At 62.0% G+C, this 26780-nt stretch carries 24 protein-coding genes and 1 tRNA gene; 15 read left to right on the top strand and 10 right to left on the bottom strand.

Features of this window, described 5'->3' with window-relative positions; genetic code table 11:
* The first annotated feature begins 41 nt into the window (after positions 1-41).
* The 6 genes from VIL88_RS06095 to VIL88_RS06070 all read left to right on the top strand — a co-directional run bounded on the left by VIL88_RS06095 (position 42) and on the right by VIL88_RS06070 (position 6532).
* Positions 42-1226 (top strand): amino acid aminotransferase, encoded by a 1185-nt coding sequence (locus VIL88_RS06095; protein ID WP_331986993.1) that lies wholly within the window; start codon positions 42-44, stop codon positions 1224-1226.
* A 68-nt stretch (positions 1227-1294) separates the two neighbouring features.
* A complete protein-coding gene (fsa, locus tag VIL88_RS06090; RefSeq protein ID WP_331986991.1) occupies positions 1295-1948 on the top strand; it encodes a fructose-6-phosphate aldolase in 654 nt (217 codons plus the stop codon).
* 103 nt (positions 1949-2051) lie between these two features.
* Positions 2052-3131, top strand: a complete 1080-nt coding sequence (locus VIL88_RS06085) for an Mrp/NBP35 family ATP-binding protein (protein WP_331986990.1) — start codon at positions 2052-2054, stop codon at positions 3129-3131.
* A gap of 81 nt (positions 3132-3212) precedes the next feature.
* Positions 3213-4526, top strand: coding sequence for a GH1 family beta-glucosidase (locus VIL88_RS06080; protein ID WP_331986988.1), 1314 nt, complete (start codon positions 3213-3215; stop codon positions 4524-4526).
* Positions 4527-4578: 52 nt separating this feature from the next.
* A complete protein-coding gene (locus tag VIL88_RS06075; protein WP_331986987.1) occupies positions 4579-4800 on the top strand; it encodes a DUF3072 domain-containing protein in 222 nt (73 codons plus the stop codon).
* 61 nt (positions 4801-4861) lie between these two features.
* The gene (locus VIL88_RS06070) at positions 4862-6532 is read left to right on the top strand and encodes an alpha-glucosidase family protein (protein WP_331986985.1); all 1671 of its coding nucleotides are present in this window, start codon (positions 4862-4864) and stop codon (positions 6530-6532) included.
* A gap of 17 nt (positions 6533-6549) precedes the next feature.
* Here the strand turns inward: VIL88_RS06070 and VIL88_RS06065 are convergent, their stop codons facing one another.
* From VIL88_RS06065 to VIL88_RS06045, 5 genes are all read right to left on the bottom strand, one after another.
* The gene (locus VIL88_RS06065) at positions 6550-8118 is read right to left on the bottom strand and encodes an ABC transporter ATP-binding protein (protein ID WP_331986983.1); all 1569 of its coding nucleotides are present in this window, start codon (positions 8116-8118) and stop codon (positions 6550-6552) included.
* Entirely contained in the window at positions 8105-8944 is an 840-nt protein-coding gene (locus VIL88_RS06060) for an ABC transporter permease (RefSeq protein WP_331986981.1), read from the bottom strand. The genes VIL88_RS06065 and VIL88_RS06060 overlap by 14 nt, the downstream gene beginning before the upstream one ends.
* Complete coding sequence (locus tag VIL88_RS06055; RefSeq protein ID WP_331986979.1) at positions 8941-9894, bottom strand: ABC transporter permease; 954 nt, start codon at positions 9892-9894, stop codon at positions 8941-8943. The genes VIL88_RS06060 and VIL88_RS06055 overlap by 4 nt, the downstream gene beginning before the upstream one ends.
* 45 nt (positions 9895-9939) lie before the next feature.
* Positions 9940-11421 (bottom strand): ABC transporter substrate-binding protein, encoded by a 1482-nt coding sequence (locus VIL88_RS06050; RefSeq protein WP_331986977.1) that lies wholly within the window; start codon positions 11419-11421, stop codon positions 9940-9942.
* Between the two features lie 143 nt (positions 11422-11564).
* A complete protein-coding gene (locus VIL88_RS06045; protein ID WP_331986975.1) occupies positions 11565-14156 on the bottom strand; it encodes a sensor histidine kinase in 2592 nt (863 codons plus the stop codon).
* Positions 14157-14425: 269 nt separating this feature from the next.
* Here VIL88_RS06045 and VIL88_RS06040 point away from each other — a divergent pair.
* Positions 14426-14502: transfer RNA gene (locus VIL88_RS06040), tRNA-His, on the top strand.
* Between the two features lie 9 nt (positions 14503-14511).
* Here the strand turns inward: VIL88_RS06040 and VIL88_RS06035 are convergent.
* The gene (locus VIL88_RS06035; protein ID WP_331986973.1) at positions 14512-16344 is read right to left on the bottom strand and encodes a pilus assembly protein TadG-related protein; all 1833 of its coding nucleotides are present in this window, start codon (positions 16342-16344) and stop codon (positions 14512-14514) included.
* A gap of 58 nt (positions 16345-16402) precedes the next feature.
* Positions 16403-16984: a L,D-transpeptidase gene (locus VIL88_RS06030; protein ID WP_414650114.1), complete on the bottom strand. Its 582-nt coding sequence runs from the start codon at positions 16982-16984 to the stop codon at positions 16403-16405.
* 187 nt (positions 16985-17171) lie between these two features.
* Between VIL88_RS06030 and VIL88_RS06025 the strand changes: the two genes are divergently transcribed.
* The 7 genes from VIL88_RS06025 to VIL88_RS05995 all read left to right on the top strand — a co-directional run bounded on the left by VIL88_RS06025 (position 17172) and on the right by VIL88_RS05995 (position 23721).
* Complete coding sequence (locus VIL88_RS06025; RefSeq protein WP_331986970.1) at positions 17172-17795, top strand: DNA-3-methyladenine glycosylase I; 624 nt, start codon at positions 17172-17174, stop codon at positions 17793-17795.
* A gap of 339 nt (positions 17796-18134) precedes the next feature.
* A complete protein-coding gene (locus VIL88_RS06020) occupies positions 18135-18395 on the top strand; it encodes a hypothetical protein (protein ID WP_331986968.1) in 261 nt (86 codons plus the stop codon).
* 111 nt (positions 18396-18506) lie between these two features.
* The gene (gene hisS / locus VIL88_RS06015) at positions 18507-20003 is read left to right on the top strand and encodes a histidine--tRNA ligase (RefSeq protein ID WP_331986966.1); all 1497 of its coding nucleotides are present in this window, start codon (positions 18507-18509) and stop codon (positions 20001-20003) included.
* The gene (locus tag VIL88_RS06010) at positions 20000-21064 is read left to right on the top strand and encodes an ATP phosphoribosyltransferase regulatory subunit (protein WP_331986964.1); all 1065 of its coding nucleotides are present in this window, start codon (positions 20000-20002) and stop codon (positions 21062-21064) included. Before hisS ends, VIL88_RS06010 begins: the two co-directional genes overlap by 4 nt.
* Positions 21061-21762 carry an ATP phosphoribosyltransferase gene (gene hisG, locus VIL88_RS06005; protein ID WP_331986962.1) on the top strand — a complete coding sequence of 234 codons (702 nt, stop codon included), beginning with the start codon at positions 21061-21063 and terminating at the stop codon, positions 21760-21762. The genes VIL88_RS06010 and hisG overlap by 4 nt, the downstream gene beginning before the upstream one ends.
* A 15-nt stretch (positions 21763-21777) precedes the next feature.
* A complete protein-coding gene (locus VIL88_RS06000) occupies positions 21778-22962 on the top strand; it encodes a glycosyltransferase family 2 protein (RefSeq protein ID WP_331986960.1) in 1185 nt (394 codons plus the stop codon).
* A 9-nt stretch (positions 22963-22971) separates the two neighbouring features.
* Positions 22972-23721 (top strand): TSUP family transporter, encoded by a 750-nt coding sequence (locus VIL88_RS05995; protein ID WP_331986958.1) that lies wholly within the window; start codon positions 22972-22974, stop codon positions 23719-23721.
* Positions 23722-23730: 9 nt separating this feature from the next.
* On the opposite strand, the gene VIL88_RS05990 is transcribed toward VIL88_RS05995, so the two are convergent.
* From VIL88_RS05990 to VIL88_RS05980, 3 genes are all read right to left on the bottom strand, one after another.
* Positions 23731-23967, bottom strand: a complete 237-nt coding sequence (locus tag VIL88_RS05990; protein ID WP_331986957.1) for a BrnA antitoxin family protein — start codon at positions 23965-23967, stop codon at positions 23731-23733.
* Positions 23968-24103: 136 nt separating this feature from the next.
* Positions 24104-25744 carry a chaperonin GroEL gene (gene groL, locus VIL88_RS05985; protein ID WP_331986955.1) on the bottom strand — a complete coding sequence of 547 codons (1641 nt, stop codon included), beginning with the start codon at positions 25742-25744 and terminating at the stop codon, positions 24104-24106.
* Between the two features lie 56 nt (positions 25745-25800).
* Positions 25801-26091, bottom strand: a complete 291-nt coding sequence (locus VIL88_RS05980) for a co-chaperone GroES (protein WP_314261954.1) — start codon at positions 26089-26091, stop codon at positions 25801-25803.
* A gap of 185 nt (positions 26092-26276) precedes the next feature.
* Here VIL88_RS05980 and VIL88_RS05975 point away from each other — a divergent pair, with 185 nt between their 5' ends.
* On the top strand, positions 26277-26639 hold the full coding sequence (locus VIL88_RS05975; RefSeq protein WP_331986952.1) for a DUF427 domain-containing protein: 363 nt from the start codon (positions 26277-26279) through the stop codon (positions 26637-26639).
* The last annotated feature ends 141 nt before the right edge of the window (positions 26640-26780 follow it).

The following is a 26780-nucleotide window of genomic DNA, read 5'->3' as shown; positions in this document are numbered from 1 at the left end:
GGCCTATAACAACCCCGCCTCCCACCGGAATACCTGCTCCAATGTTCGAGACCCTCTCCAAGGCCCCCGGCGACAAGATCCTGGCGCTTATGGGCGAATACGCCGCCGATCCGCGTCCCACCAAAATCGACCTCGGCGTCGGCGTCTACAAGGACGAGAAGGGCGTGACGCCCGTCATGTCGGCGGTCCGCAAGGCAGAGCAGCGCATCCTCGAAAACGAAAAGACCAAGACCTACCTTGGCATTGCCGGCAACAAAGGCTTCGGCGCGGCGGTGCTTGATCTCGCGCTCGGCGACAGTGTCGAGCGCTCCCGCGTCCGCATCGCGCAAGCCCCCGGCGGCACGGGTTCGCTCTGGGTGCTGATGCAACTGATCAACCGCGCCCGCCCCGGCGCCACCGTTTGGGTTTCGGACCCGACCTGGCCCAATCACAACCCGATTGCCGAGAATTCCGGCCTCAAGGTCCAGACCTACCCCTACTTCGATGCCGACACCCGGGGCGTCAAGTTCGATGCCATGCTGGCCTCGCTCGACAAGCTCGGCAGCGACGATGTGGTGCTACTCCATGGCTGCTGCCACAACCCGACTGGTGCCAACCTCACGCCTGCCCAGTGGGACAAAGTCGCCGAAAGCCTAGCCCGCACCGGCGCCTTGCCCTTCATCGACCTAGCCTATCTCGGCTTCGGCGACGGCCTCGAAGCCGACGCTTACGGCACGCGCAAGGTCCTTGCCGCCGTTCCAGAGGCACTTGTCGCTTTCTCCGGCTCGAAGAACTTTGGCCTCTATCGCGAGCGCGTTGGTGCTGCCATCCTCATCGCCCGCGACGCTGCGCAAGCCGACGTCACGCAGTCGCAGCTGCTCAACATTATCCGCGGTGCCTACTCGCAGCCACCCGATCATGGCGCCGAGATCATCCGCACGATCCTCGAAGATGCCGAGCTGCGCGCTGAGTGGGAATCCGAACTCAACCAGATGCGCGCCCGCATGATCGACCTGCGCGAAAAGCTCAGCGAGGCCATCCGGCAGAAGTCCAATTCCAAGGATTTCGACTTCATCGCCAGCCATCGCGGCATGTTTTCGCTGCTTGGGCTGGAAAATTCGGTAGTTGAACATCTTAAAGCCGCCAATGGCGTCTATATGATCGGCGACAGTCGCATCAATGTCGCGGGCATCCCCGAAGATCGCATCGGCGACCTTGCCGATGCTCTGCTGGCGGCCATCAACTAGCCTTTGCCCTTGCGGCAAGCCTTTGCCGTGCTACATTTTTTGCCCAACGGGCACTCTGGAGGAAGATCATGAAGTTCTTTGTCGATACCGCTGAAATCAAGGACATCAGGGAGCTCCATGACGCTGGTCTAGTCGATGGCGTCACCACAAACCCCTCGCTGATCGCCAAGTCTGGCCGCGACTTCAAGGAAGTGGTCAAGGAAATCTGCTCTGTGACTCCAGGTCCCGTCTCGGCCGAGGTTGCCAGCCTTGAATATGACGGCATGATCGCAGAGGGCGAAGTCCTGGCTGCCCTGGCCGAAAACGTCGTGGTCAAGCTGCCGCTGACCCTTGCGGGGCTCAAGGCCACCAAGACCTTCAAGGAACGCGGCATCAAGACCAACGTGACGCTCTGTTTCTCGGCCAACCAGGCGCTGCTCGCCGCTAAGGCCGGCGCGACCTACATTTCGCCTTTCCTCGGCCGCCTCGACGACATCAACCTCGATGGCGTTGAGCTGATCGAAAACATCCGCGTCATCTACGACAACTATGCTTTCGACACCGAAATCCTGGCCGCCTCGATCCGGTCGCCAAACCATGTGACCCAGGTCGCATTGGCTGGCGCTGATGTCGCCACCATCCCACCTGCCGTGATCCGCAAGCTTGCCGACCACCCGCTGACCAATGCCGGCATCGAAGGCTTCCTCAAGGATTGGGCCGGTACCGGCCAGTCGATCCTTTAGAGATCGTCAACAAGGCCGCGCCGTCGGTCCTTGTGCCAGATCAACGACTATCCGGGAGACCTCAGCGTAAAGGTGAGGTCTTCTGTCTTTATGAGGTCCCCGAATGGCCGATGTCGAACTTACCGCCGCGATTAAGTCTGCTCTTGCTGAGGTTGACATCCCCGGTGGCGGTGATCTTGCGGGCTATGCTGGCCTCTCCGACATCATCGTCACCCCGGGCGCTGTTGCCTTCGCCATAGCCGTGGCGCCCGGCATGGAAGCGGCCTTCGGCCCCGCGCGCGAACAGGCCGCCGCCGTGGCGCAACGGGTCGCCGGCACACGCAAGATCATGGTCTCCCTGACCGGCGGCAAGCCACCCGCAAAGGCCGGCGCCACCTTCTCCCACGGCAAACCGGTTCCTCCAGGGAAGACGCCGGTGCCCGGCATCAAGCACATCATCGCCGTGGGCTCGGGCAAGGGCGGTGTGGGCAAATCTACCACCGCGGTGAACATTGCCTTGGCGCTGAAGGCAGAAGGCATGCGTGTCGGAATCCTCGACGCCGATCTATATGGCCCATCTATACCCAAGCTCCTGGGGCTCGAAGGCCAGCCGGCCATCCGCGACGACGGCATCTTTTCCCCGCATGAGGCCTTCGGTCTCAAGGCTATGTCCATCGGCTCCATGCTGATCAAGGATCAAGCGGTGGTCTGGCGCGGCCCGATGGCCACCTCAGCCTTGCGCCAACTTCTCCGCGAAACGGACTGGGGCGAACTCGACATTCTGGTTATCGACCTGCCGCCGGGCACCGGCGATATCCACATCTCGCTGTTTCAGCAGGCGGAAGTGGACGGCGTTGTCATTGTTTCGACGCCGCAGGATCTGGCGCTGATTGATGCCAAGAAGGCCATCGACATGCTGCCGCGCTTCCAGGTTCCGATCCTCGGCCTCGTCGAGAACATGAGCTACTTCATCGCCCCGGATACCGGCGCCCGCTACGACATCTTTGGCTCCGGCGGTGCCGAGAAAGCCGCGGCTAGCCTGAACATTCCATTCTTAGGCTCTATTCCGCTGGTGATGTCGATCCGGGAGAGATCGGACGCAGGGGTGCCCCCCGTCGCCTCCGCGCCAAAGGAGCCTGAGGCACAGGCGTTCCGCGCTGTTGCCCGGCAGATTCTGCGGAATACGCCGCAAATCCGCAGCTGAGTATTCACTGCAATCGATTGCATGAGCCTAAAACCTGCGCTATTCCCGTCCTCAGGGACGGCGGGAGGCCGAGGGGCGGACATGTTCACAATCGATCGCAAGGACTTCGGTCCGGGTTTTACCTTTGGCGTGGCGACGGCCGCTTATCAGATCGAGGGTGGCCAGCGCGATGGTCGCGGCCCCTCCATCTGGGACAGCTTTTCGGCTACGCCCGGCAATGTCCAGAATGGCGACACCGGGCGGAACGCTTGCAACCATTATGAGCTCTGGCCGCAGGATCTCGACCTAATCCGCGATGGCGGGTTCGATTCCTACCGCTTTTCCTTCTCCTGGCCGCGCCTGATCCCGGAAGGGACGGGCGCTGTGAACCACGCCGGCATTGATTTCTATGACCGGCTGGTTGACGGCATGCTCGAGCGCGGCATCAAACCCTATGCCACCCTTTACCATTGGGACTTGCCCTCCGCACTGCAGGACCGTGGCGGGTGGATGAACCGCGACATTGCTGGCTGGCTGGCCGACTATGCTGCCCTCATCGCCGACAAGTTCGGCGATCGGCTGGCCGCAACCGCAACCATCAACGAACCATGGTGCGTCGCCTTCCTCAGCCACTATCTGGGTATCCATGCGCCGGGCTACCGCGACATGCGTGCTGCTGCCCGTGCCATGCACCACGTACTCTTCGCACATGGAACGGCTATCGACGCCCTGCGTGCCGGCGGCGCCAAGAACCTGGGCATCGTTCTCAATCTCGAGAAGTCGGAAGCCGCCACCGACGCGCCAGAAGACGTCGCTGCCATGAACATGGGCGACGCCATCTTCAACCGTTGGTACCTGGGCGGTGTGCTCAAGGGTCAGTATCCCCAAGAGGTCACCGACTGGTTGGGTAGTCACCTGCCGCAGGGCTATGAGAAGGACATGGAGGTTGTCTCCCGTCCTCTTGATTGGTTGGGAATCAACTACTATACCCGCGGCCTCTACAAGGCCGGCAAGCCAGGCGGGCCGCCGGCAGAGCAGGTCAAGGGGCCGCTTGAAAAGACCGACATCGGCTGGGAGATCTACCCTCAGGGGCTTGAGGATCTGCTTGTCCGCGTTTCTCGCGACTACACCAAGATCCCGCTCTACGTCACCGAGAACGGCATGGCAGAAGTAGAAGGTGACGACGACCCACGCCGCATCCGCTACTATGACGATCATCTCAAGGCTGTGCTTGCTGCGCGGGAAAAGGGAGCCGACGTGCGGGGCTACTTCGCCTGGTCGCTGCTCGACAACTACGAATGGGCAGAGGGCTACAACAAGCGCTTCGGCATCGTTCACGTCGATTATGAGACGCAGATGCGTACGCCCAAGTCGAGCTACCGCGCCTTTCAGGGCATGTTGCACAACACGCGTTAGGAACCCGATAGGCTGGTGAACATTATGAGAACATCTCTAGCGGAGTTCTCTTATGTCCAACAGCAATCCCAAGGTTACGCCGAGCGAACACTCGAACCTGGAAAAGGATCCGGACGACTGGACGACCGGCGATGATCCCATGACCGATGCCCAGGCTTCCTACCTGAAGACTCTCTCAGAGCAGGCAAACAAGCCGGACAGTTTCGCGGAGGACCTGAGCAAGGCCGAAGCATCGAAGCGGATTGACGCATTGCGGGCGGAACTCGGTCTCTGATCGTCCATTCCTCTCTGGCCGCACCGGTGCTACCACCCGTTGACACTGCCAGGAGTTGCCCATGTCCGCCGTGACCATGATGACTGAGCCCCATCGCGAAACGGAAAAGGTGGTAGATCGGGACTGGTGGCGGGGAGCGGTGATCTACCAGATCTATCCGCGCTCGTTCCAGGACCAGAATGGCGACGGCATCGGCGATCTCGCCGGCATCACCAGCCGGCTCGACTATGTTGCCGATCTCGGTGTGGATGCCATTTGGCTGTCGCCGGTCTTCACCTCGCCGATGAAGGATTTCGGCTACGACGTTTCCGACTACCGCGGCATTGATCCGAGCTTCGGCACGCTCGAAGATTTCGACCATCTGGTACAGAAGGCCCATTCCCTGGGCCTAAAGGTCATCATTGATCAGGTGATCAGTCATTCTTCCGACCGGCATGCTTGGTTTGCCGAATCGCGGCAGAACCGCACCAATGCGCGCGCCGATTGGTATGTCTGGGCTGATCCCAAGCCCGACGGCACCCCACCCAACAACTGGCTGTCGATTTTCGGTGGCTCGGCCTGGCAGTGGGACTCCCGGCGCATGCAGTATTACATGCACAACTTCCTGGTCTCCCAACCCGACCTCAACTTCCACAATCCCGAGGTGCAGGATGCGCTCTTGAGCGACATGCGCTTCTGGCTTGAGCGGGGTGTCGATGGTTTCCGCCTAGACACCGTGAACTTCTATTTTCACTCGCCCGGTCTTGAATCCAATCCCGTCGTCAAGCCTGAGGACTTCAACGCATCCACCGCACCGGCGGTAAATCCCTACAATTTTCAGGAGCATCTGTTCGACAAGTCGCGGCCGGAAAACCTCGATTTCCTGAAGCGCCTGCGCGCAATGATGGATGAGTATCCGGGCACCACAACTGTGGGCGAAATCGGCGACAGCCAGCATCAGCTCGAAGTCATGGCCCAATATACGTCAGGTGATGACCGGCTCCATATGGCCTACACCTTCGACTACCTTGGCGGTGAATTCTCGGCCCAGCACTTCCGCAAGTCCATTGCGGCCACCGAGGTGAGTGCACCCGATGGCTGGATCTGCCTGGCCTTCTCCAATCACGACGTGGTTCGCCACGTTAGCCGTTGGGCGGCGCATGGCCAGGAGGCGACCTTCACCCGTCTCGCCGCCACGTTGATCCTCGCCATGCGCGGGTCGGTCTGCCTCTACCAGGGCGAGGAATTGGGCCTCAAGGAGGCCGAGCTGTCCTTCAACGACCTGGTGGATCCCTACGGCATCGAGTTCTGGCCTGAATTCAAGGGCCGCGATGGCTGCCGCACGCCCATGGTTTGGCAGGCCCATGTCCGAAACGGAGCCTTTTCAACGGCAGAGCGCACCTGGCTGCCTGTTCCGGCGGAACATCTCACCTCTGCTGTGGACAGCCAGCACGGGGTTGAAGGATCAGTGCTGGAATTCTATCGAGCCCTCCTGGCTTTCCGTAAGCAGCATCCGGCGCTGATCAAGGGCCGCATCGAACTCATGGAGGCCGAAGGGGATGTCCTCGCCTTTGTTCGTGACGACGGGACCGAGCGCCTGCTCTGCGTGTTCAACATGGGCGCAACTTCTGCAGAATTCACGCTGCCGGAGGGCATGGCGCCGGTAAGTGCCGGCTGCCCGGGTGTGACCGCGGCGGTGATCGAAGGCGAGATCGATCTCGAACCATTCGGCGCTTACATCGGTACGCTTTAGCCATCCGTCGCCTGGTGTCAGGCCGAAGCTTCGAGGTCTGGCAGACGTGCGCCCACCAAGGCACGCGTCATCGGGTGCTGCGGTGCGGCAAAAATCTGCTCAGGTTGGCCCTCTTCGACGATCCGGCCCGCCTCCATCACCAGCACCCGGTCTGCCATGGCCGCCACCATGTCCAGATCGTGACTGATGATGAGGTAGGTAAGGCCGAACTGAGCCTGTAGTCGCGCCAGCAGAGCCAGCACTTCGCCGCGTACCGAGACGTCCAGCGCCGACACGGGCTCATCCAGCACCAAAAGCCGCGGCCTGGTGACAAGAGCACGCGCAATGGCGAGGCGCTGGCGCTGGCCGCCGGAAAACTCATGCGGATAGCGGTCGAGCATAGCCTGGCCGAGGCCCACCGCCTCCACAACTTCCACTACTCGGGCGTGCCGCCCCTCAGGCGGCAGATGCGGCTCTAACCGCAGCGGCTCGCCAAGCGAATCCTTGATAGTGAGCCGCGGATTGAAGCTCCCGAACGGGTCCTGAAAGACCAACGACAGGTCGCGCCGCAGCTCTTGCGGCAGGTCGGACCCATGGTAGGTCACACCGCGTAGGCGCATGAAGCCGCTCGTTGCGCGGTCCAGTCCCACAACAATCTTGGCGAGCGTGGTCTTGCCGCAGCCCGAGGGGCCCACCAGTGCGAGGCACTCACCCTCTGCGATGGTGAACTGCACGGTGTCGACAGCCCTCAAGGGTCGTCCGTCCCACATCAGGAAACCGCCTTGGCGGTAGTCCCGAGTAACCTCGGCCACATCTAGGAGGGGCGTGCCCTTGCCACTCCGCTGCTGCGACCGCGGCGCGAAGCGCGATGCGGCAACGAGCTTTCGCGTGTAGTTCTGGCGTGGGGAGGCGAACACCGCGCCGGTAGTGCCGCTTTCCACCAGCTTTCCGGCATGCATCACGGCCACGCGGCTACACAGTCGGGCCACGGCCTTGAGGTCGTGGCTGATAAAAAGCAGGGCCATCTGCCGTCGTTCGCAAATATCTGCGATGAGGTCGAGCACCTTGGCCTGAGTAATAAGGTCCAGTGCCGACGTTGGCTCGTCCGCAATCAAGAGATCGGGTTGACCAGCCAGAGCGATGGCAATCATCACCCGCTGCCTTTGTCCGCCAGAGAGCTGGTGCGGGTAGCGTGCGGCATGCTCGGGCGCCAAGCCCACCTCGGCAAGCAGTCCTTCCACGGCGGGAAGCGGAGTAGCCTCTCGGCTGTTGAGCTGAATCACCTCGTTGATCTGCCGTCCGACGCGCATGAGCGGATTGAGCGCGGTCATCGGCTCCTGGAAGACCATGCCGATGCGCCGGCCTCGGAGGCGAGCCATTTCGTGTTCTTGGCGGGGGAGGGGCTGCCCGTCCAGGTTGATCGTACCGGTGGCGGTGGCGCCTTCCGGAAGCAAGCCAGCGATAGCCAGTGCGGTCACCGTTTTACCCGAGCCGCTTTCCCCCACGATACCGAACCGTTCGCTTCGGCCCACTGAGAAGGCGACGCCGGAGACGACTTCCAGGGGTCCAAAGCGGACGGAGAGATTTGAAACATCAAGCAAGGACATTGGACCTGCTCTGCCTCAGCCTGGGGTCGATCGCGTCGCGCAGCCCGTCGCCGGCAAGATTGAGCGCCATGACGATCAGCACGATGGCCGAACCCGGTACCAGCGTCAGCCATGGATGCACCAGGAACATTCCCTGCGCCTCCCGCAGCATCAGTCCCAGACTCGTGTCCGGTGCTTGGGTGCCAAGCGCGATATAGGAAAGGCCTGCCTCGGAAAGGATGCCCAGTGACATCTGGATGGTCCCCTGTACGATCAGCAGGCTCATGATGTTGGGGAGAAGGTGCCGCCAGGCAATCATGGCGTTGCCCAGCCCGGTCAGCCGCGCGGCTGCGACGAAATCGAGCTTGGCGATGCTAAGCGCACCGCCCCGCGCCACCCGGGCAAAAACGGGAATATTGAAGATGCCGATCGCCACGATTGCATTGATCGATCCCGGCCCCGCCAAGGTGGTGATCAGGATCGCGACGATCACCGCCGGAAAGGCAAAGATGAAGTCGGACAGGCGCAGGACCAGCCATTCCACCGCGCCGCCCCAGATCACGGCCGCCAGTCCCAAGGGAACGCCGATGCCCATGCCGATGAAGACGGCGATAGCCGCAACCAGAAAACTGGTCCAGGTGCCCGCCATAACCAGCGAAGCCATGTCACGCCCCAGATTGTCGGTGCCCAGCCAATGCTCCGCAGAAGGGCCGAGAAAGCGGCGACCGATGTCGATTTGATCGATCGGAAAGGGTGTCCATACGAGGGAGGTCAAACCCAGCAGAAGAAACGCCAATGCTCCACAGAGACCGACCATCAGGCTGGGATGAGCGAGGAACCGTCTCATGCGCCACTCCCCTGACGCAGCCGCGGATCGACCAGGGCATAGGTTAGATCGGTGAGGAGCATGGTTGCCGTGATAGCCACGACGAGGATCATTGTCGCTCCCCGGACCAGGACAAGATCGCGTTCGGAGATGGCTGTGAAGATAAGCCGCCCAAGACCGGGCAGGTAGAAAACATTCTCCACAATGATGGTGCCGGCGATGAGGAAAGCGAACTGCAGGCCAAGGATGGTGAGGACCGGCAGTAGCGCGTTGCGCACACCATGCCGCCATACGGCTTCGCCCATGGTCATACCCTTGGCTCGGGCAGTACGGATATAGTCCTGCCCGGTGACATCGACCAATGCGGTGCGCATCACCCTCGCCAGTATGGAGGCCTGGGGCAGGGCCAGTGCAAGACCCGGCAGGATCAACCCGCGCATTGCTGCGGCCGGATCTTCCTGCCAGGGGATGAAGCCGCCGGTCGGCAACCACCGAAGGGTGACAGCAAACAAAAGCGTCAGCAACATGCCGAACCAGAAGCCGGGTATTGCGATACCCGTCTGCGCCAGCAGCATCACCGCCGTATCGAGCGCCTTGCCGCGTCGCCGTGCCGCGAGAATGCCAACGGGCAGACCAACCAGTACGGAGACGAGCATAGCCAGGAGAGCGAGCGGCAGCGTCACGCCCAGCCGGTTCCAGATCAGCTCGCCGACGGGCGCCCGCTGCGTGTAGCTGAGGCCAAAATCGCCACCGAGCATGCCCCAAATCCAGTCGAAGAAGCGCTGATGTGCTGGCACATCGAGGCCGAGTTGGACGCGCAGGCGCTCCACCGATTCTGGCGTGGCATTGATACCGAGAATGAACTGCGCCGGGTCGCCCGGCAGAAGGTCGAGCAGCCAGAAGATGACTGCCGCTGCAACCAGCAGGGTCGCAGCGAAGCCAAGGAACCGGCGCAGGGCGAACACGATCATGCGGCAGCTCGATTGAGGAGCTTCACGGCCGATCCGCTAGTCTTTTCACTCGGTCCAGCGGATGTCGCGCAGCACAAGCCCTTCGATGGGCGAGTCCTTCCACATGCCGGTGAGCTTGCTGTTCCAGACACCGGTTTGCGGCAGCTGGAAGAGGTAGCCATTAACGGCATCCTTGGCCAAGATCGTCTGCGCCTCGATGGCAAGTTCCTTGCGCTCGGCCTCGTCGGTCGTGCCATTCAGCGTGTCGATCAGAGCCTGGAATTCGGGATTGTCGTAGCCGAAGTAGTAGTCCGGGTTGGTATAATTTCCAATGTCGAACGGCTCAACATGACTAATGATCGTCAGATCAAAGTCCTTGTTGGTGTAGACATCCTCCAGCCATTGGGCGAATTCCACATTGATCAATTCGAGCTTAATGCCGACTTCAGCAAACTGGCTGGCGATGATCTGGCCGGAAAGCTTGGCATAGGCAAGTGGCGGCAGCTTGAGGGTCGCAGTGAACCCCTCCGGATAACCCGCCTCGGCAAGGAGCCGCTTGGCTGCCTCAACATCATGAGGGTAGGTCTCGGTCAGGTCGACATAGTAGGGATTGTGTGGCGCAAAGGCGCTGCCGATGGGCGTGCCGTAGCCATAGGTTGCTCCGTCAATGATGGCCTTCCGATCCAGAGCATGCGCCATGGCTTGGCGCACCTTTGGATTGTCGAAGGGAGGCTTGCGGTTATTGGTGCCGAGGATGGTTTCGCCTTCGGTCGTGCCGGCCAGAATTGTGAACTGTGGATTGCCTTCGAACACGCCGAGGGCTTCCTGGCCGAAGTTGTTGGTGCCATCCACATCGCCTGCCAAAAGGGCGTTGGTCAGCGTGGCGGTGTCGCCGATGAAGACATAGGTCGCGCGGCTGAGGTGGACCGGCTCGCCCCAATAGGGTGAATAGGCCTCAAGGATTACCCGGCTGCCCTTGTCCCACTGGACGAATGCGAAGGGACCCGTGCCGATCGGCTGGTTGGCATTGTCAGCGGCACTTTCGGGCGCCACGATCACGGCGTCGCCCCGACCAAGATCAAACAGGAAGCGGCCGATCGGGCGCTCCAGAGTTATCTCGACAGTCAACGGGTCCACGACAGTCAGGGTCGAGATCGGCTCGAAGAACTCGCGATGGGCGTTGACGCTGTCTTCGGCCACAATCCGGTCAAAGGTAAACTTGACGTCTTCGGCATCGAAGGTGCTGCCGTCGTGGAACGTCACGCCATCATGGAGCTTGAAGCGGTAGGTCAGCCCGTCCTCGGAAATGGTCCAGCTTTCGGCGAGCCCCGGCTGTACCGCGCCGGTCTCATCGATGCGGGTCAGCCCTTCAAAGACATTCTGGTAGACAACGATGTCGATGGCCTCGGCGGCACCTGCCGTCGGATCGAGAGTGGGTGGCTCGAGTGCAACGCCGATGCGGACCTCGGTCGGCTGTGCCCAGGCTGCGCTGGCGAGCGCCGTGCTGAGGGCCAATGCCAGTGCCGTTGCCTTGGTGATCTTGTCCATGGTCCATCCCCGACTGAGCGCTCTTGCGCGTTTTTCTCCCAGTAACATGGGCAGCGAGCTTCTGGTAATACTTTCCTGCATTGCGGCGATGCACGGAATGGTTGTGCCTCCGATCTTATAGATCAGAGCTGAGACGCAAACGTTTACTCGCTGCGCCCATCGGACGAGGAGCTCTCCACAAGCTCTGCCGGAATGATCATGGTGAACAGCATGCCCTGTTCCCCTGCTGGATCGACGGAGAGGGAGAAGGCGTTCACTGCCAAAAGCGAACGTGTAAGCGCCAGGCCAATGCTGGAGCGCACCGGCACCATCATCTGCCCATCGCGCCCCGGACCGTCACGGAACACCACAAAGCGTTCCGCCATGTCCACAGCATTATTGGAACTGTCGCGCACGTGGACAGCGATGCTGCCGTCATCTTCCCTATGTGCCGAGATCACCACGCCGCCGCCGGTGGGCGTTTGGTCGATTGCGCTGGCAAGGAGGTTCAGCACGGCCTGCGCAAGCGAGGCGCGGTCGGCAGTGACGCGTGGCAGTGTTTCCGAAATCGCGTTGCGTACGATCACTCGCGCGCCGCTCGCTTGCTGACGAATGCGAAGGACACAACTTTCGAGGAGGCTGGTCAGGTCGATGCTGGCTCGTTGCGGCAGATAACGGCCGTCTCGCAGCCTCGCGTAATCGTCGAGTTCATCAACAAGGGCAGCGATTTCTTGGCCAGCCGTGGTGATATCCTGCGCGTAAGTCTCGAAGCGCTCCTGACTGCCAGCGCCGAAGGCCTCGGAGCGGATCATGTCGGCAAAGCCGATGATGGTGTTGAGTGGTCGCCGAACGCCGCGGCTAATGCGCGCCAGAAGCGCCGGATCAGCCTCCGTCCCTGCAGGCAGCCTTGCAGGCGCCATGTCACGAGCGCGAACAAAGCCGAAATAGCCGGTCACCACCCCTGCCTGGCCTTGGGCAAAGAGCGCGATCTCGCTCTGGCCGGCAGCAGCACGCAGGCTCAGGCACGGGCGGGCAGTTTCCGCGAACCGCGCCGGCCGCTCCAGGAATTCGCGCAAAGCAGAAAGATCCGAGGCGCTGACGAGGCTCGAAAGCGCCTTGCCCTCGAGCATGCCCTTGCCGCCCAAAAGTTCGACGCCCCGCTGGCTGCCCGCGCTGATCACACCCTGCCGGGTCGCTTCGAAATAGCCGTCACCCCGAAGGTCCGCGAAGCTGCGCGCAAACGCGGCCACGGCTCCTTCATGGCTGGTGCGCACTTCGGTAGCGCTAGCCGACAGCATCAGCGCCGGCTTGCCCTGCCACGAAATCGACTGCAGGCGAGCCGTTACCGGCACCAGTGTCCCGTCCCGCTGCACCAGGTGATTAACTGGCCCGGCATCATCGCCACCGTCGGGCCCGGCGGACGGAAAGACGGCGGCGAGCCCCGCCGAGCGGAGGCTTTCCACTGACGGATAGCCCACCATCTCCGTGATGGCACGATTGGCAAACAGCACCTGCTGGTCGCGGAACACCAGGATGCCGAGCGGCAGCCGGTTCAGCACCAGCGTCTCCCCGCCGAGGTTGATCAGGGCGCCGCCGCTACGTGGGGTTTCAGCAGGCACGGGCGCTGCTGGTTCGCCAACCCGGTCGGTCAGTATCCGCGCGAGCTCATCAAAATTGTAACGCGATACACGCTCCACGGCCTCCGGATCGGCGGGTGGGGCCGGGGGAGGGATGATCTCAGCGGCAGGAGCCTGCTCGAGGTCAGAATCCGGTGCGGGCACCTGATCAACGTGGGCAGGGGAAGTTGGTGCGGGTGGCAGGTCCGGCGCTTCCAATTCGTCCTGGGGCGCTTCGGACCTGTCGTCTGGCTCGACAATTTCCATCGCCAGCGAGGGTGGTGGTGCGTCGTCTGCCGCTGTCAACGGCGTGAAAAGTGCCTCATCAGCCGCCAAGCGGTCGACCAGTAGACTGAGCCGGCTTGGCGCTGGAGGAGGAGCAACCTCTTGCTCATGGTCGGGAGCAGCAGAACGTTCTTCCAAGTTTGTTGCTAGCAAATCAGGCACTGCCTTTTCAGGCGATGTTGCCTCTTCCTGCTCCGACTCCTGCCAGTTTGCCAGCTCTTGTTCGATGAGGGGCTCGGCGTCCGAGGATCCGCCAGAGGGCTGTTCGGCCTTTGCGTGCTCCGGCTCATCCTGCGCACCAGCAGCCTCTTGGTGAGCAATTGGTTGCTCCGGCTCCGTCTGGTGTTCGTCACGCACTTCAGGCTGATCATGCGCTGACTGAACTAAGTGTTCTGCGACCGTTGCTGCGGGCTCGCTGTCGGTGGCAAGAAGCTCTGGCTGGCGCGTCTCAACCGCAGGTGTGTCCTGCTGCGACTTGGCGGCCTGGATGATCTCGTCGGCGATGGGATCGACGCCGACAATCAGCAGTGCCGTCTGCCCGTCTTCCCACGTCAAGGGCGTTGTGGCGCAGGTGCTCGAGACCGGCTTTTCGCCGGCCAGAAACTGGATCCGCGCCAAGCTTGTGCGGCCGACGGAGCCGAGACGGATATTGCGCGCGACCTGCCCCTTAATGGGAACAGCAGGAGCCATGAGCTTGAGCCCATGTTTTTTCAGCTTGGCGTTGAGGAGCGGGGCAGCGCCGTTGTGCCAGAGCAGTTCCTGGCCGTCCGCGGACCAGAGCCATGCCGGGCGCGAGTCCTCGGCGTGCTGCAGCACGCGGCGGGCGCTCGGTGATGTGCTCCAGTCGGCATCCATATACGCTCAACACTCCACTACGGATGCGGAACCGTCGTGCCATTCCGGCACAACTTTCGCGGCAAACTTAAGGTTTCTTCAATATAGCGAGCGGCGTTGCCGGTCCAGTGGAGGGCCCAGGGTCGCCTGGCAGTTCCTTTGAGATGGTTAAGCCGGCCACTTGCACTGGAGTCATCCACAGGCAAAATCACGGCTTGTCATTGCCGGCAACTCGCCCTATGTTCCGCCCGCTTTCGGGACGCGCTTCGAGCCCTCCCTTGCAGAGCATTGCCGCCTTAGCTCAGTTGGTTAGAGCGCTAGATTGTGGATCTAGAGGTCCCCCGTTCGATCCGGGGAGGCGGTACCACTCCCTTCCTCATTGAGCTATTCGCAGCGCCGAGATGTTTGCGGCGATCTTGGCAAAGGCGGCGGTGAGTTCGCTGCTATTGTTGGTCAGCAACGCATACTCCGCCTTGCTTGCGCAGTAAGTGAGAAGCTTTTGAGCGGCACTGCCGGTAGTAATACCGAAGCCGACGGTGAAGATCTCTATGCTCTGAGTTTTCTTCATGGCGTCGCAATAAGCACGGGCCTGCGTGTAAGCGTCGCCATTGTGAGCGTCACAGTTGATCTTCTCGGAATCATTGCCGCTACCGCTTGTCGAATTTCGCGCGATTACGCCATTACAGTGTACCGTGTTGAAGTCGCCATCCGTCATGATGATGGCTGCCTTGAACACCTTCGGGTCTTTGTAATTCGACGGTGCATTGTTTGGCCACAGGTAGCCGAGATTGGGTGACAGCATGTGCCATGCCCAAACGATCCCCAATTGACCGGCCGTTGAACCTTCGACGTCAAAGGCATTGATGGCATTGGTCAGGGCAGTTTTGTCAGCCGTAAGCGGCACGATCCTATTCGCGACGCAAGGGTTGTTGGAAGCGGGGTAGTTGCGTCCAGCAAAGGTGGTGGTGAACGCGGCATCTGTTGCCGCATTGGCGGCCCGTTCGGTGACGCAACTCGTCACGGCGAAGGTTTGCCAGCCGCCGGTGGCGGTGGCGAACCGATAATAGGTGCAGGTTTCGGCGGCGCTCTGCCAGGTGCAGTGCAGGTTGCCAGTTCCAGTCGTGTAGCTGCGCCTGTCGGCGTCGCCACCCGCGGCAGACCCAAGCAGGACCAACGTGTCCGTTGTGACGCTGCCGATTTGGAAGGTCTTGTTGTTGAGACCCGTCATGCCGCCGACATTGGTCACATGGATATATTCACCGTTGCTGAAGCCGTGTTTCGCCGAGGTAACCTTGACGTCGCAACCGGGGTAGAGACACTTTATGATCCTGGCGCTTCGCGTGTAGTCGTTCTTCGGACGCTCATTGGTGCCGGCAAGCTGGAAGCTGTTCGTCTTTGAATTGGTGACCTGAAACGGCCGGGCATTAACTGAACTGACCGATACGTTCCAAAGGTACACCCAATCATCATTGGCGTAGCCGTGGTTGGTGGAGGCGATCGTGACGAGGCCGTTGGAGAATTCTGCTGTAACCGCCTTCTCCGCCCCACTTGTCCATTCCAACTTCGACAATGGCTTGGCTGCACGCTCGGGGCCCCGGATACTAGCCTGATAAGGAGCGACGTTGACAGCCTGGGAGTAGGGTACAAGCGCCATGCGCGACTTGTTCTGCGTTTGGTCGTTCTGAACGATCGAGTTCACGAAGGTTTTTGCCGCCGCCTGGAGGTCGGCGATGCGTGTCCCTGACATTGAGCCAGTGATGTCGAGCGCCACCGCAACTTCGATGTCCAGCGCGCCACGAACGGCTTCGGAACTGAAGGACGCGGTAAGCTCCTGTATGCCGACCAGGCGAACGAAGTTCGTGGCGGTCGTGAACTCTCCGCTCAGGAACAGTGATCCTCGCGCCTGGTCGATGCGGATGCCATCGACTTTGGCGCTGATGCTGGCGTCGCCAATCTGCTTGAGCACAAGGTCCTCAGCGCGTTCGAGGATGTCGGCCTGCTTGTAGTCTTTCTTGGTGATTTCGGGCTGCAAGGCCAGAGCCGCAGCGTCGAGTGCGATCTGGGCGCGGTTGCGGGTCTGCTCCAGCGCGACATAGTCGACCACCGCCCCGCCCATGGCGACGAGAACGATCGCCATAAGCCCGAAGATCACGGCAAAGACGCCGCTTTCGTCACGGCCGAAACGGCGGAGCAGGGAGGTAAAACGCATCAGTCGACCCATGGGTTCTCGGCCCCGGATGGAGCATGCCTAATCTGCGGGAAAATCCTTAGGAAAGGACCACCACCTTGGTGTTGAGTTTTACGCGATCATAGAGATCGATGACGTCGGCATTGATCATGCGGATGCAGCCTGAGGAGACGTTCTGCCCAATGCTCCAGGGCTCTGTCGTGCCATGGATGCGGTAGAGCGTGGAACCGAGGTATAGCGCACGTGCACCAAGCGGATTGCCGGGTCCGCCTTCCATGTGACGCGGCAGATCGGGACGGCGGCGCAGCATTTCTGCAGGCGGTGTCCAGTTCGGCCATTCGGCCTTGCGGGTGACGCGATGCGTGCCGCTCCATTCGAAGCCGGACTTGGCCACGCCGATGCCATAGCGCAGTGCTCTTCCGTCGCCGAGCACGAAGTAGAGAAAGTGGGAGCGTGTATCGACAACGATCGTGCCGCTGCGCTCGCTGGTGGGATAGGTCACGATCTGGCGCAGAAAGACCGGATTGACCTGCGTGTTGGCCTGCAACTGCAGCGCATGCCGTGGACTATGCTGGACGACGGTGACGCCCGGCGGCGGCGCAAAACGCCAGCCGGGCCGCAAGCCCTGCGCTCCGGCGGGGGTGAGAGCGGAAAAGGTCATCAGCAGGGCCAGCAGTGCCGCGCTGGTCGTCTTAATCGGGGTCATGACAGTGTGCACCTGTGTTGCTCGAAGCGGCTGGTGCGGGATAGTGCCATCGATGAGCCCAATAGGCGGTGAAGCGAAATAGTTAGGTCGTTGATAAAGCTCATGGTTAGCGCTCCGCTAAGAGCTGGGATAATTTCGGTCCATGTCCACTGAGTCTCCCAACGACGGTCTGCCGCGCTGCCCCTGGGCAGGCGACGATCCGCTTTACCGCCACTATCATGATCGCGAATGGGGCCGACCCGTCACCAGCGATACACGGCTGTTCGAGAAGATCTGCCTCGAAGGTTTCCAATCTGGTCTTTCCTGGATCACCATCCTGCGCAAGCGTGAGCGTTTCCGTGAAGTCTTCCATGGCTTCGACATCGCCAAGGTTGCAGCCATGACCGAGGCAGACATCGAGCAGTTGCTGCTCGATCCAGGGATCATCCGCCACCGCGGCAAGATCTCGGCCACCATCAACAATGCGCGTCGCGCGCTTGAACTGCAGCGGGAGTTCGGGTCGCTTGCCGCATATTTCTGGCGCTTCGAGACCAAGCCCGAGCATCGGCCGGACGATCTTAGCTGGGAGAGCCTGCGCCGGCTGGCGCAGACGGAGGCTTCGCAACGCCTCAGCAAGGACCTGCGCAAGCGTGGCTTTGCCTTTGTCGGGCCGACCACCTGCTACGCCTTCATGCAGGCCATGGGCCTGGTGAACGATCATGTCGAAGACTGCTTCTGCCGCGGCGAGGTCGAGCAGGAGCGCCAGGCCCTAGTGCGGCCAAAGTAGCTGTTGCCGGGCAGCAACACTTCTCGGCAGCTGCGTCATCCCGCCACAGGCAGGGTTGCGGATCACGGAATCGCGAGCTAGAAGCACCACGTCCACAATGCCAACCCGAGGGAGGCACATACATGACAGCTATGTTTGTACTCCGCCAGGGTCCCACTCTCCGACATCGCCGCAAAGCCTAGGGCTTTAGCCTCCTTGTCGCCCTTCGGCACTCCTGTGCCGTGGACATCCTAGCTCCCAAACCGTGACGTGCTGAAACCGGGTCGTTTCTCGTCCGGAATCCGCACATCCCTTCAACCAACAAAGGCCGGATCGTGCTTTGGCGCGCCGGAACATACCATGTCTCATGAAAGTCTCGCCGAGCGCAGCGTGGCACTGCGACTTGAGTTCTCCATTGCCGACGCCGTTTACCAGCGCGGCCTGCTGTCCGTGCTCGCCGCGGCTATCGGTGCCTGGTGGAACCGCCCAAGGCTGCCGCCGAACCTGCCGGCAAACCTGCGGGCCGATCTGGGCTTGTCTCCAGTCGCCGGCACCGCCCATTGGCTCAATATCCGCAACCAGTCCACCATTCCGGACCCGCTGCGGAGACCCAGCATGTAAGGCGGGGGAGGCCGGGCCAGTCCCGGTCTCCCCAAACCCGCCGGAGGGCGCAAGCTGTTGTTTCCCTGCCAGCGATCCGCTAACAACACCGCGACTTCTCAGGACGTTCAGATGACCGAAAAGACCAAGCTGATCGCCGCGCGCTTGCCCCGCGGTTTCGAAGACCGCACGCCGGGTGAGATCGCCGCCGTCGGTGCCATGATCGACACGATCAGGAAGGTCTACGAGCGCTATGGCTTCGATCCGGTCGAGACGCCTCTGCTCGAATATACCGAAACGCTGGGAAAGTTCCTGCCCGACACCGACCGGCCCAATGCCGGCGTCTTTTCGCTGCAGGACGATGACGAGCAGTGGATGAGCCTGCGCTACGACCTCACGGCCCCGCTCGCCCGCCACTTCGCCGAAAATTTCGAGACGCTGCCCAAGCCCTATCGCTCCTATCGGCAGGGCTATGTGTTCCGCAACGAAAAGCCTGGTCCCGGACGCTTCCGGCAGTTCATGCAGTTCGACGCCGATACGGTGGGGGCCGGTGGCCCGGAAGCCGACGCCGAAATGTGCATGATGATGGCCGACGTCATGGATGCGCTGGGCCTCCAGGGCCAGTATGTGGTGCGCGTCAACAACCGCAAGGTCCTCGACGGCGTGCTTGCCACGGCAGGCGTTGCCACCGAAGAACAGAAGCTCACCGTCCTGCGCGCCATCGATAAGCTCGACAAGTTCGGCACCGAAGGCGTCAAGCTGCTCCTTGGCGCTGGACGCAAGGACGAGAGCGGCGACTTCACCAAAGGTGCAGGACTGTCCCCCGAGCAGATCGAGCCAATCCTTGCCTATGTCGAGAGCGGCACGCCTGCCGCTGGCGTGGAGCGCGGCAGCAATGCCCATGTCGTTTCCACCATCAACGCGCTGGCCGGGCTGATCGGAGGCTCCGAGACTGGCCTGGCCGGTGTGCAGGAACTGGCCGCCATCTTCGGCCTTGTCAGCGCCGCGGGCTTCGGCGGGCGTGTGATCCTCGATCCGTCGGTGGTGCGTGGCCTTGAATACTATACCGGCCCCGTCTTCGAGATCGAGCTGACCTTCAAGGTTCAGAACGAAAAGGGGCAGGACGTGGTCTTCGGCTCTGTCGGTGGCGGCGGTCGTTACGATGGGCTGGTCTCCCGCTTCCGTCGTGAGCCGGTCCCCGCAACTGGCTTTTCCATAGGCGTCTCCCGTCTTGCCAACGCGCTCAAGCTGACCGGCAATCTCGGTGCCGTGGAGCCCGCTGGTCCTGTCGTTGTCCTTGTCATGGACAAGGAGCAGATGGCTGGCTACCAGGCCATGGTAGCAGAGCTGCGCCAAGCGGGGATAAGAGCCGAGATGTTCCTGGGAAACACCAAGAACTTCGGCAAGCAGGTCGCCTATGCCGACAAGCGCAATTCGCCCATCGTGATCATCGAAGGGTCCCAGGAGCGCGAGCAAGGAATCCTGCAGATCAAGGACCTGATCGCCGGCAAGGAGGCTGCTGCGGCCATCACCGACAATGCCGAGTGGAAGGCTGCCCGGCCCGGACAGTTCGAGATCAAGCGCGAAGACCTGGTTTCCGCCGTGCAGAAGCTGCTGAGCGAGCAATGAGCGGGGCCGCCCTTCGCCGCGCCCATCTCGAGGCTCTGGTGGAAGCGCAGGGCGCAACCCGCGCCACGCCGCCCCTGCTGCTTCCGGCTGACCCCTATTTCGACCTTGCCGGCGAGGAGTTCGGCCGCCGCCTGCTGCTGACAAGCGACACGGCGGGCGCCGAATACTGCCTTCGGCCCGATTTCACACTGCCCATCGTGCGGGCCTATATCGAAAATGGAGTCGGCGAGCCGGCCGCCTTTTCCTATATGGGCCCGATTTTCCGCCAGCGCGAAACGGGCGCGGCCGAGTTCGACCAAGCGGGCATCGAGCTCTTGGCGCAGCCCGACGGTGACGTGGCGCTCGACCAGGTGCTGACCTTCGCCCGTGCCGCGCTTTCCATCTTCGGCGTGGCGCCCGATATCCGCCTCGGCGGCGTCGGACTCTTCGAGGCCCTGCTGGTGCAGACCGACATGCCCGATGCGTGGCGCCCACGCATCCGCAATCGTTTCGGGCACACCGAGGCGTTGCAGCGTCTCCTGTCGCGGCTCGAGGCTGCGCCCGATCTGCCCAGAGAGCAACAGCCAAGCCGGGCGGAGCTGGTGGAAACAGTGACCGAGCAGATGGTAGCCAGCGGCCTCAGCCTTTCCGAAGGGCGCACCCCGGACGAGATCGCCGATCGCTACCTCGAGCAGCAGGCGCTGGACGCGGCTCACGTGCCGGGCGAAACGCTCAAGCTGCTGCGCGACTATCTTTCCATTACCGGTCCCGTGCTGCAGGCGTTGACGCAGATCGAAGCGCTTGCCAGCCGCCACCGGCTGATGCTGGGCGCGCCGATCCGTGCCATTCGCCGGCACCTCGATGGGCTGGGCGAATGCCGCGTCAGCTTCGATGCCGGCTTCTCGCCGAGGCTCGATTATTACACCGGCATCGTGTTCGAGATGACCGGGCCACAAGGGGAAGTGCTTGCTTCGGGCGGTCAATATGATCGCCTCCTCGAGCGGCTCGGCGCCACGGCGCCGATCGCCGCCTCCGGCTGCTCGGTCTGGGTGGATCGTCTCGAAGCGGAGGTCGCGGCATGATCACGCTGGCCGTGCCGTCGAAGGGACGCTTGGAAGAGCTGACGCGCGAGTGGTTTGCCGGCAGGGGCATGACCATCACCCGACCCGGTGGACCACGCTCCTACCTTGGCGCCATCGAGGGCCTGCCTGAAGTTACTGTACGCTTCTATCCTGCTTCCGAGATCGCCCGCGAGCTTATTCGCGGCACGATTGATATCGGCGTCACTGGCCTCGACCTGATCCACGAGACCAGCGAGAGCGGCCCGGCGAGTGTGGCGATTGCCAGCAAGCTTGGCTTCGGCAAGGCGGACTGCGTCGTTGCGGTGCCGGAGGCGTGGATCGATGTGACTCATATGCACGATCTGGCAGACGTCGCGTCCGACTTCCGGGCTCGGCATGGCCGCTGGCTGCGGATTGCCACCAAGTATATCACGATTACCCGCCAGCATTTTGCCAAGGCCGGCATTGCCGAGTATCGGACGGTGGAGAGCCTGGGCGCAACGGAGGCGGCTCCTGCTTCGGGTGTTGCGGATATCGTGGTTGATATTACGACCACCGGCTCTACCCTTGCCGCCAATGGGCTGCGCGTGCTCGAAGACGGTGTGATGCTTCAGAGCGAAGCCTGTCTGATTGTTTCCAAGACGGCTGACTGGTCGGCCGAGCGTAGGGCAGAGCTCGAGCACATCCTGCAGCGTCTGGAAGCATCCGCCGAGTTCTGAGCGGAGGAGAGGCAAGTGGCAGAGCTGGAACTGACGATCCTGATGCCCTGCCTCAATGAGGCGGAAACGCTTGCCACCTGCATCAGCAAGGCACAGGCCTTTCTCCGGCGCACCGGTATTCAGGGCGAGGTAGTGATCGCCGACAACGGGTCTACCGACGGCTCGCAGGAGATTGCGCGCCAACTGGGTGCTGTCGTTGTTCCGGTGGCGCAGCGGGGTTATGGCGCAGCGCTTGCCGGCGGTATCGAGGCAGCACGCGGCCGCTATGTCATTATGGGCGATGCCGATGACAGCTACGACTTCAGTGCGCTCGATGCCTTTGTTGCCGAGTTGCGTAAGGGCGCCGATCTCGTGATGGGCAACCGCTTTCGCGGGGGGATCGCGCCGGGCGCTATGCCGTGGCATCACCGCTATATCGGCAACCCGGTGCTGAGCTTTATTGGCCGGTTGTTTTTCCGCACCTCGATTGGCGACTTTCATTGTGGCCTTCGTGGTTTCTCCCGTGCTGCCGTGCAGGGGCTATATCTGCGCACCACCGGCATGGAGTTCGCCTCCGAAATGGTGGTGAAAGCGACGCAGGCGCATCTGGTGGTACGCGAAGTTCCCACGACGCTCAGCAAGGACGGTCGCTCGCGGCCGCCGCATCTGCGCTCCTTCCGCGATGGCTGGCGACACCTCCGCTTCCTCTTGCTGTTTTCCCCGCGCTGGCTGTTCCTCTATCCCGGCGCGGCCCTGCTGTGGATGGGCCTAGTGGTGGGCGGCGTCCTGCTGCCGGGGCCGGTGCGATATGGCAGCGTAACGTTCGACATCCATACGTTCCTGGTGGCGGCGCTCTGCATCATCGTGGGCCTGCAGTCGATCTCCTTTGCCGTCATCGGCCGGCGCTTTGCTTCGCGCTATGGCTTCATTCCCCGCTCGGACAGCTACGACAGGTTTCTCGAGGCGCTGACGCTGGAGCGTATTCTCCTCGTTTCCGCCGCCCTAATGCTGATCGGGCTTGGGGCCCTCGTTTGGGGGCTCGGCGAATGGGCCGCGCGCGATTTTGGCGATCTCGATTCCAATACCACCATGCGCCCGGCCATTCTTGCCATGACGGCTCTTGTCTCCGGCTTTCAGATGATGATGAGCGGGTTCATGTCGTCGATGATCAACATTCCCATCTATGAACGCCGGGTCGCCGGTACGCCCGCGGGCCAATAGCAGGTTTATATGCTCGATCCCCTTCTTCTCCTGGCCCTGGCCTGTGTCGGCTTGCTTGCCGGCTTTGTCGACGCGATTGCTGGGGGAGGGGGCATGCTGTCGCTTCCGGCGCTGCTTTCGGCAGGGCTGCCACCGGTGGCGGCGCTGGCTACCAACAAGATGCAGTCGGTGGTGGGCACCTCCATGGCCGTTTCCACTTACTGGCGGCGTGGCTTCGTCAACCTTTCCAGTCTTGTTCCGGCTATTGCCGCAACCTTCGCCGGCAGTCTCCTCGGTGCGATGGCGGTCAGCCGGGTGGACACCTCGCTCCTCAACATGGCGGTGCCGGTGGCGCTGATTGCCATTGCGCTTTACTTCCTCTTTGCGCCCAAGCTGTCGGATGCCGACAGCGTCTCGCGGCTGCCCTTTGCGGCGCTGGTACCGGTCATGGGCTTTGCGATCGGCTTTTATGACGGCATCTTCGGTCCGGGCACCGGATCGTTCTTTACCGTCGGCTTCGTTGTGCTGTTCGGCCTGGGCCTGACGCGGGCGACCGGCAGCACCAAGGCGCTCAACTTCACCTCCAACCTTGCCGCGCTGGCCATCTTCATCCCGCAGGGGCAGGTGGTTTGGCCGGTCGCCGCGGCCATGGCAACGGGCCAGGTGATCGGGGCCTATATCGGTGCCCGCACCGGCATTCGCTATGGCGCAACGCTGATCCGTCCGCTGGTGGTGATCGTTTCGATCGCGCTGGCGATAAAGCTGCTGTTCTTCCGCTGAGGCGCCGCCTCAGGCCGGGTCGAGACCGGCCGCGGCACGGAGCGCTGCATTGATCCGGTCCTGCCAGCCGGGACCGTCTTCCTGGAAATGATCGAGCACCGCGCGGTCGAGGCGCAGGGACACCATCTCCTTGCCCTCGGGCGGAGCAGCGGGCTTCCTTGCCGCCGGCTCTGCGGGCTTGGTGGTTGCGCTCTTGAAGGCGGCCTCTGCCTGATCATAGGCACTGCCACGTCTGGTGGTACGCATCGGTTCCTCCCTTTGCCTGATCCTAGCAGGCCGGAGTCCCGGAGGGGACAAAAAAGGCGCAGCGTTGCCGCTGCGCCTTCCACGAAGTTCGTGACTGGGAAGAAACGAACCTCGAAGCTTTCCTGAGAAGCTGGACTTAGAAATCCATGCCACCCATGCCGCCCATGCCGCCGCCGCCCGGCATTGCCGGTGCTGCTTCCTTGGGGGCTTCGACGATGGTGGCTTCGGTGGTGATCAGCAGCGATGCAACCGAAGCTGCGTCCTGGAGAGCATGACGGACGACCTTGACCGGGTCGATCACGCCGAGCTGGACGAGGTCACCATATTCGCCGGTGGCAGCGTTATAGCCGAACGACGCAGCCGGGTTCTCGAGGATCTTGCCGACAACGACCGAACCTTCAGCGCCAGCATTGTTGGCGATGGTGCGGACGGGCTCCTGCAGAGCACGGCGAACGATGGCGATACCAGCGTCCTGATCGGCATTGGCACCCTTGATAGTGAGGGCGTTCGAGGCGCGGAGTAGGGCAACGCCACCGCCGGGCACAATACCTTCTTCAACAGCGGCGCGGGTCGCGTTCAGGGCGTCATCGACGCGATCCTTGCGCTCCTTGACTTCGACTTCCGTCGAGCCGCCAACCTTGATCACGGCAACGCCACCGGCGAGCTTCGCCAGACGTTCCTGCAGCTTTTCGCGGTCGTAGTCCGAAGTGGTTTCCTCGATCTGCGCCTTGATCTGACCGACGCGGCCCTGGATGTCTTCCTGGGAACCGGCACCGTCAACGATGGTGGTGTTTTCCTTGGTGATTTCAACGCGCTTGGCAGTACCCAGCATGTCGATGGTCACGTTCTCGAGCTTGATGCCGAGTTCTTCGGAGATGACCTGGCCACCGGTGAGGATAGCGATATCTTCCAGCATGGCCTTGCGGCGATCGCCGAAGCCCGGAGCCTTGACGGCAGCGACCTTGAGGCCGGCGCGCAGACGGTTGACGACGAGGGTCGCGAGAGCCTCACCTTCGATGTCTTCGGCAATGATCAGCAGCGGGCGCTGCGACTGGACGACCGACTCCAGCAGCGGCAGGATGGTCTGGAGGTTGGAAAGCTTCTTTTCGTGCAGGAGGATCACAGGATCTTCCAGAACGGCGGTCATCTTCTCCGCATTGGTCACGAAGTAGGGCGAGAGGTAACCGCGGTCGAACTGCATGCCTTCGACGACATCGAGTTCGGTCTCGGCGGTCTTGGCTTCTTCGACGGTGATGACACCCTCATTGCCAACCTTCTGCATGGCTTCGGCGATCATTTCGCCGATCGAGGACTCGCCATTGGCCGAGATCGTGCCGACCTGCGAGACTTCGGAGGACGAGGTGATCTTCTTGGCCGAAGCCTGGAGCGACTTCACGACTTCATCGACAGCCAGGTCGATGCCGCGCTTGAGGTCCATCGGGTTGAAGCCGGCGGCAACAGCCTTGACGCCTTCGACGACAATGGCCTGGCCGAGAACGGTCGCGGTGGTGGTGCCGTCACCGGCAACGTCGTTGGTCTTGGAAGCGACCGAGCGCAGGAGCTGGGCACCGAGGTTTTCGAACTTGTCTTCCAGTTCGATTTCCTTGGCAACCGACACGCCGTCCTTGGTGATGCGCGGAGCGCCGAAGGACTTTTCGATCACGACGTTGCGGCCCTTGGGGCCCAGGGTCACCTTCACCGCATTGGCGAGGATGTTGACGCCGCGGAGCATCTTGTCGCGTGCGTCGGTGGAGAACTTTACTTCTTTAGCGGCCATGAGTGGCAATCCTTAAAGAGTGTGGATGGGGAAATTCGACAGGGCAGGGAAGCGGCTTAGGCTTCGACGATGCCCATGATGTCGGATTCCTTCATGATCAGCAGGTCTTCGCCGTTGAGCTTGACTTCGGTGCCGCTCCACTTGCCGAACAGCACGCGGTCGCCGGCCTTGACGTCGAGGGCATTGATCTTGCCGGACTCGTCGCGGGCGCCGGGGCCAACCGAAACGATCACGCCTTCACTCGGCTTTTCCTTGGCGGTGTCGGGGATGATGATCCCGCCCTTGGTCTTTTCTTCGCTGTCGAGGCGACGGACGACCACGCGGTCGTGCAGAGGACGAAAGCCCATGTTTAGCTCCTTTGGCAGCATGCTTGGATGCAAACTTTGTGCTGTTAGCACTCGCAACAAGGGAGTGCTAACAGGGTGACGGGGATATAGGGCGGGCCCATTTCCGAGTCAAGGTTCCGTGAACCGCCTTTGCGCCTCGTGCGTTGTTTTGCATCACGAATTCAAACCCACGATGGCAGGCCAACATGACGCGTCAATGTCTGGACAAGGATATCAAGATCACCCAAGCCAAGGGCCGCGTACACGTGCTGTTCGACGGCGCCGAAATCGGCTCCTCGCTCAACGCGCTCGAACTGGACGAGCCCGGTGCGCCGCTGCGCATTTATCTGCCGCGCTCGGACGTACGCGAGGACATCCTCGAAATGAGCGAAACCCGCACCACCTGTCCCTACAAGGGCGAGGCGCATTACTACAACCTCAAGACCCTGACCGCCGACGGTCCGGACCAGGTCTGGTACTATCCCGATCCGTGTCCACTGGTCGAGCCGATCCGTGACCACCTCGCTTTCTGGGGCGACCGCATCGAGTATCGCAGCTCCGACGTATAGGCGTGCGCAAGCGCCGCCTGGGTTGCGGTTCTGGAAGTTAGGCGGATCCCGAGACGGCTTTCGCCTCTGTGGGATTATAGTGTGAGACAATTGCCGTCTCGGGACGTCCGGTTTTATGCCGGACACGGGACTCGCGGGATC

Source organism: Devosia sp. (assembly GCF_036563435.1).
Lineage (GTDB): Bacteria > Pseudomonadota > Alphaproteobacteria > Rhizobiales > Devosiaceae > Devosia.
Note: the sequence above shows the minus strand (reverse complement) of the source record. Positions and strands in the feature narration are given on the sequence as shown.

Coding starts and splice junctions, on each gene's coding strand:
- VIL88_RS06095 (WP_331986993.1), top strand. CDS start 42: ATGTTCGAGACCCTCTCCAAGGCCCCCGGCGACAAGATCCTGGCGCTT.
- fsa (WP_331986991.1), top strand. CDS start 1,295: ATGAAGTTCTTTGTCGATACCGCTGAAATCAAGGACATCAGGGAGCTC.
- VIL88_RS06085 (WP_331986990.1), top strand. CDS start 2,052: ATGGCCGATGTCGAACTTACCGCCGCGATTAAGTCTGCTCTTGCTGAG.
- VIL88_RS06080 (WP_331986988.1), top strand. CDS start 3,213: ATGTTCACAATCGATCGCAAGGACTTCGGTCCGGGTTTTACCTTTGGC.
- VIL88_RS06075 (WP_331986987.1), top strand. CDS start 4,579: ATGTCCAACAGCAATCCCAAGGTTACGCCGAGCGAACACTCGAACCTG.
- VIL88_RS06070 (WP_331986985.1), top strand. CDS start 4,862: ATGTCCGCCGTGACCATGATGACTGAGCCCCATCGCGAAACGGAAAAG.
- VIL88_RS06065 (WP_331986983.1), bottom strand. CDS start 8,118: ATGTCCTTGCTTGATGTTTCAAATCTCTCCGTCCGCTTTGGACCCCTG.
- VIL88_RS06060 (WP_331986981.1), bottom strand. CDS start 8,944: ATGAGACGGTTCCTCGCTCATCCCAGCCTGATGGTCGGTCTCTGTGGA.
- VIL88_RS06055 (WP_331986979.1), bottom strand. CDS start 9,894: ATGATCGTGTTCGCCCTGCGCCGGTTCCTTGGCTTCGCTGCGACCCTG.
- VIL88_RS06050 (WP_331986977.1), bottom strand. CDS start 11,421: ATGGACAAGATCACCAAGGCAACGGCACTGGCATTGGCCCTCAGCACG.
- VIL88_RS06045 (WP_331986975.1), bottom strand. CDS start 14,156: ATGGATGCCGACTGGAGCACATCACCGAGCGCCCGCCGCGTGCTGCAG.
- VIL88_RS06035 (WP_331986973.1), bottom strand. CDS start 16,344: ATGCGTTTTACCTCCCTGCTCCGCCGTTTCGGCCGTGACGAAAGCGGC.
- VIL88_RS06030 (WP_414650114.1), bottom strand. CDS start 16,984: ATGACCTTTTCCGCTCTCACCCCCGCCGGAGCGCAGGGCTTGCGGCCC.
- VIL88_RS06025 (WP_331986970.1), top strand. CDS start 17,172: ATGTCCACTGAGTCTCCCAACGACGGTCTGCCGCGCTGCCCCTGGGCA.
- VIL88_RS06020 (WP_331986968.1), top strand. CDS start 18,135: ATGTCTCATGAAAGTCTCGCCGAGCGCAGCGTGGCACTGCGACTTGAG.
- hisS (WP_331986966.1), top strand. CDS start 18,507: ATGACCGAAAAGACCAAGCTGATCGCCGCGCGCTTGCCCCGCGGTTTC.
- VIL88_RS06010 (WP_331986964.1), top strand. CDS start 20,000: ATGAGCGGGGCCGCCCTTCGCCGCGCCCATCTCGAGGCTCTGGTGGAA.
- hisG (WP_331986962.1), top strand. CDS start 21,061: ATGATCACGCTGGCCGTGCCGTCGAAGGGACGCTTGGAAGAGCTGACG.
- VIL88_RS05995 (WP_331986958.1), top strand. CDS start 22,972: ATGCTCGATCCCCTTCTTCTCCTGGCCCTGGCCTGTGTCGGCTTGCTT.
- VIL88_RS05990 (WP_331986957.1), bottom strand. CDS start 23,967: ATGCGTACCACCAGACGTGGCAGTGCCTATGATCAGGCAGAGGCCGCC.
- groL (WP_331986955.1), bottom strand. CDS start 25,744: ATGGCCGCTAAAGAAGTAAAGTTCTCCACCGACGCACGCGACAAGATG.
- VIL88_RS05980 (WP_314261954.1), bottom strand. CDS start 26,091: ATGGGCTTTCGTCCTCTGCACGACCGCGTGGTCGTCCGTCGCCTCGAC.
- VIL88_RS05975 (WP_331986952.1), top strand. CDS start 26,277: ATGACGCGTCAATGTCTGGACAAGGATATCAAGATCACCCAAGCCAAG.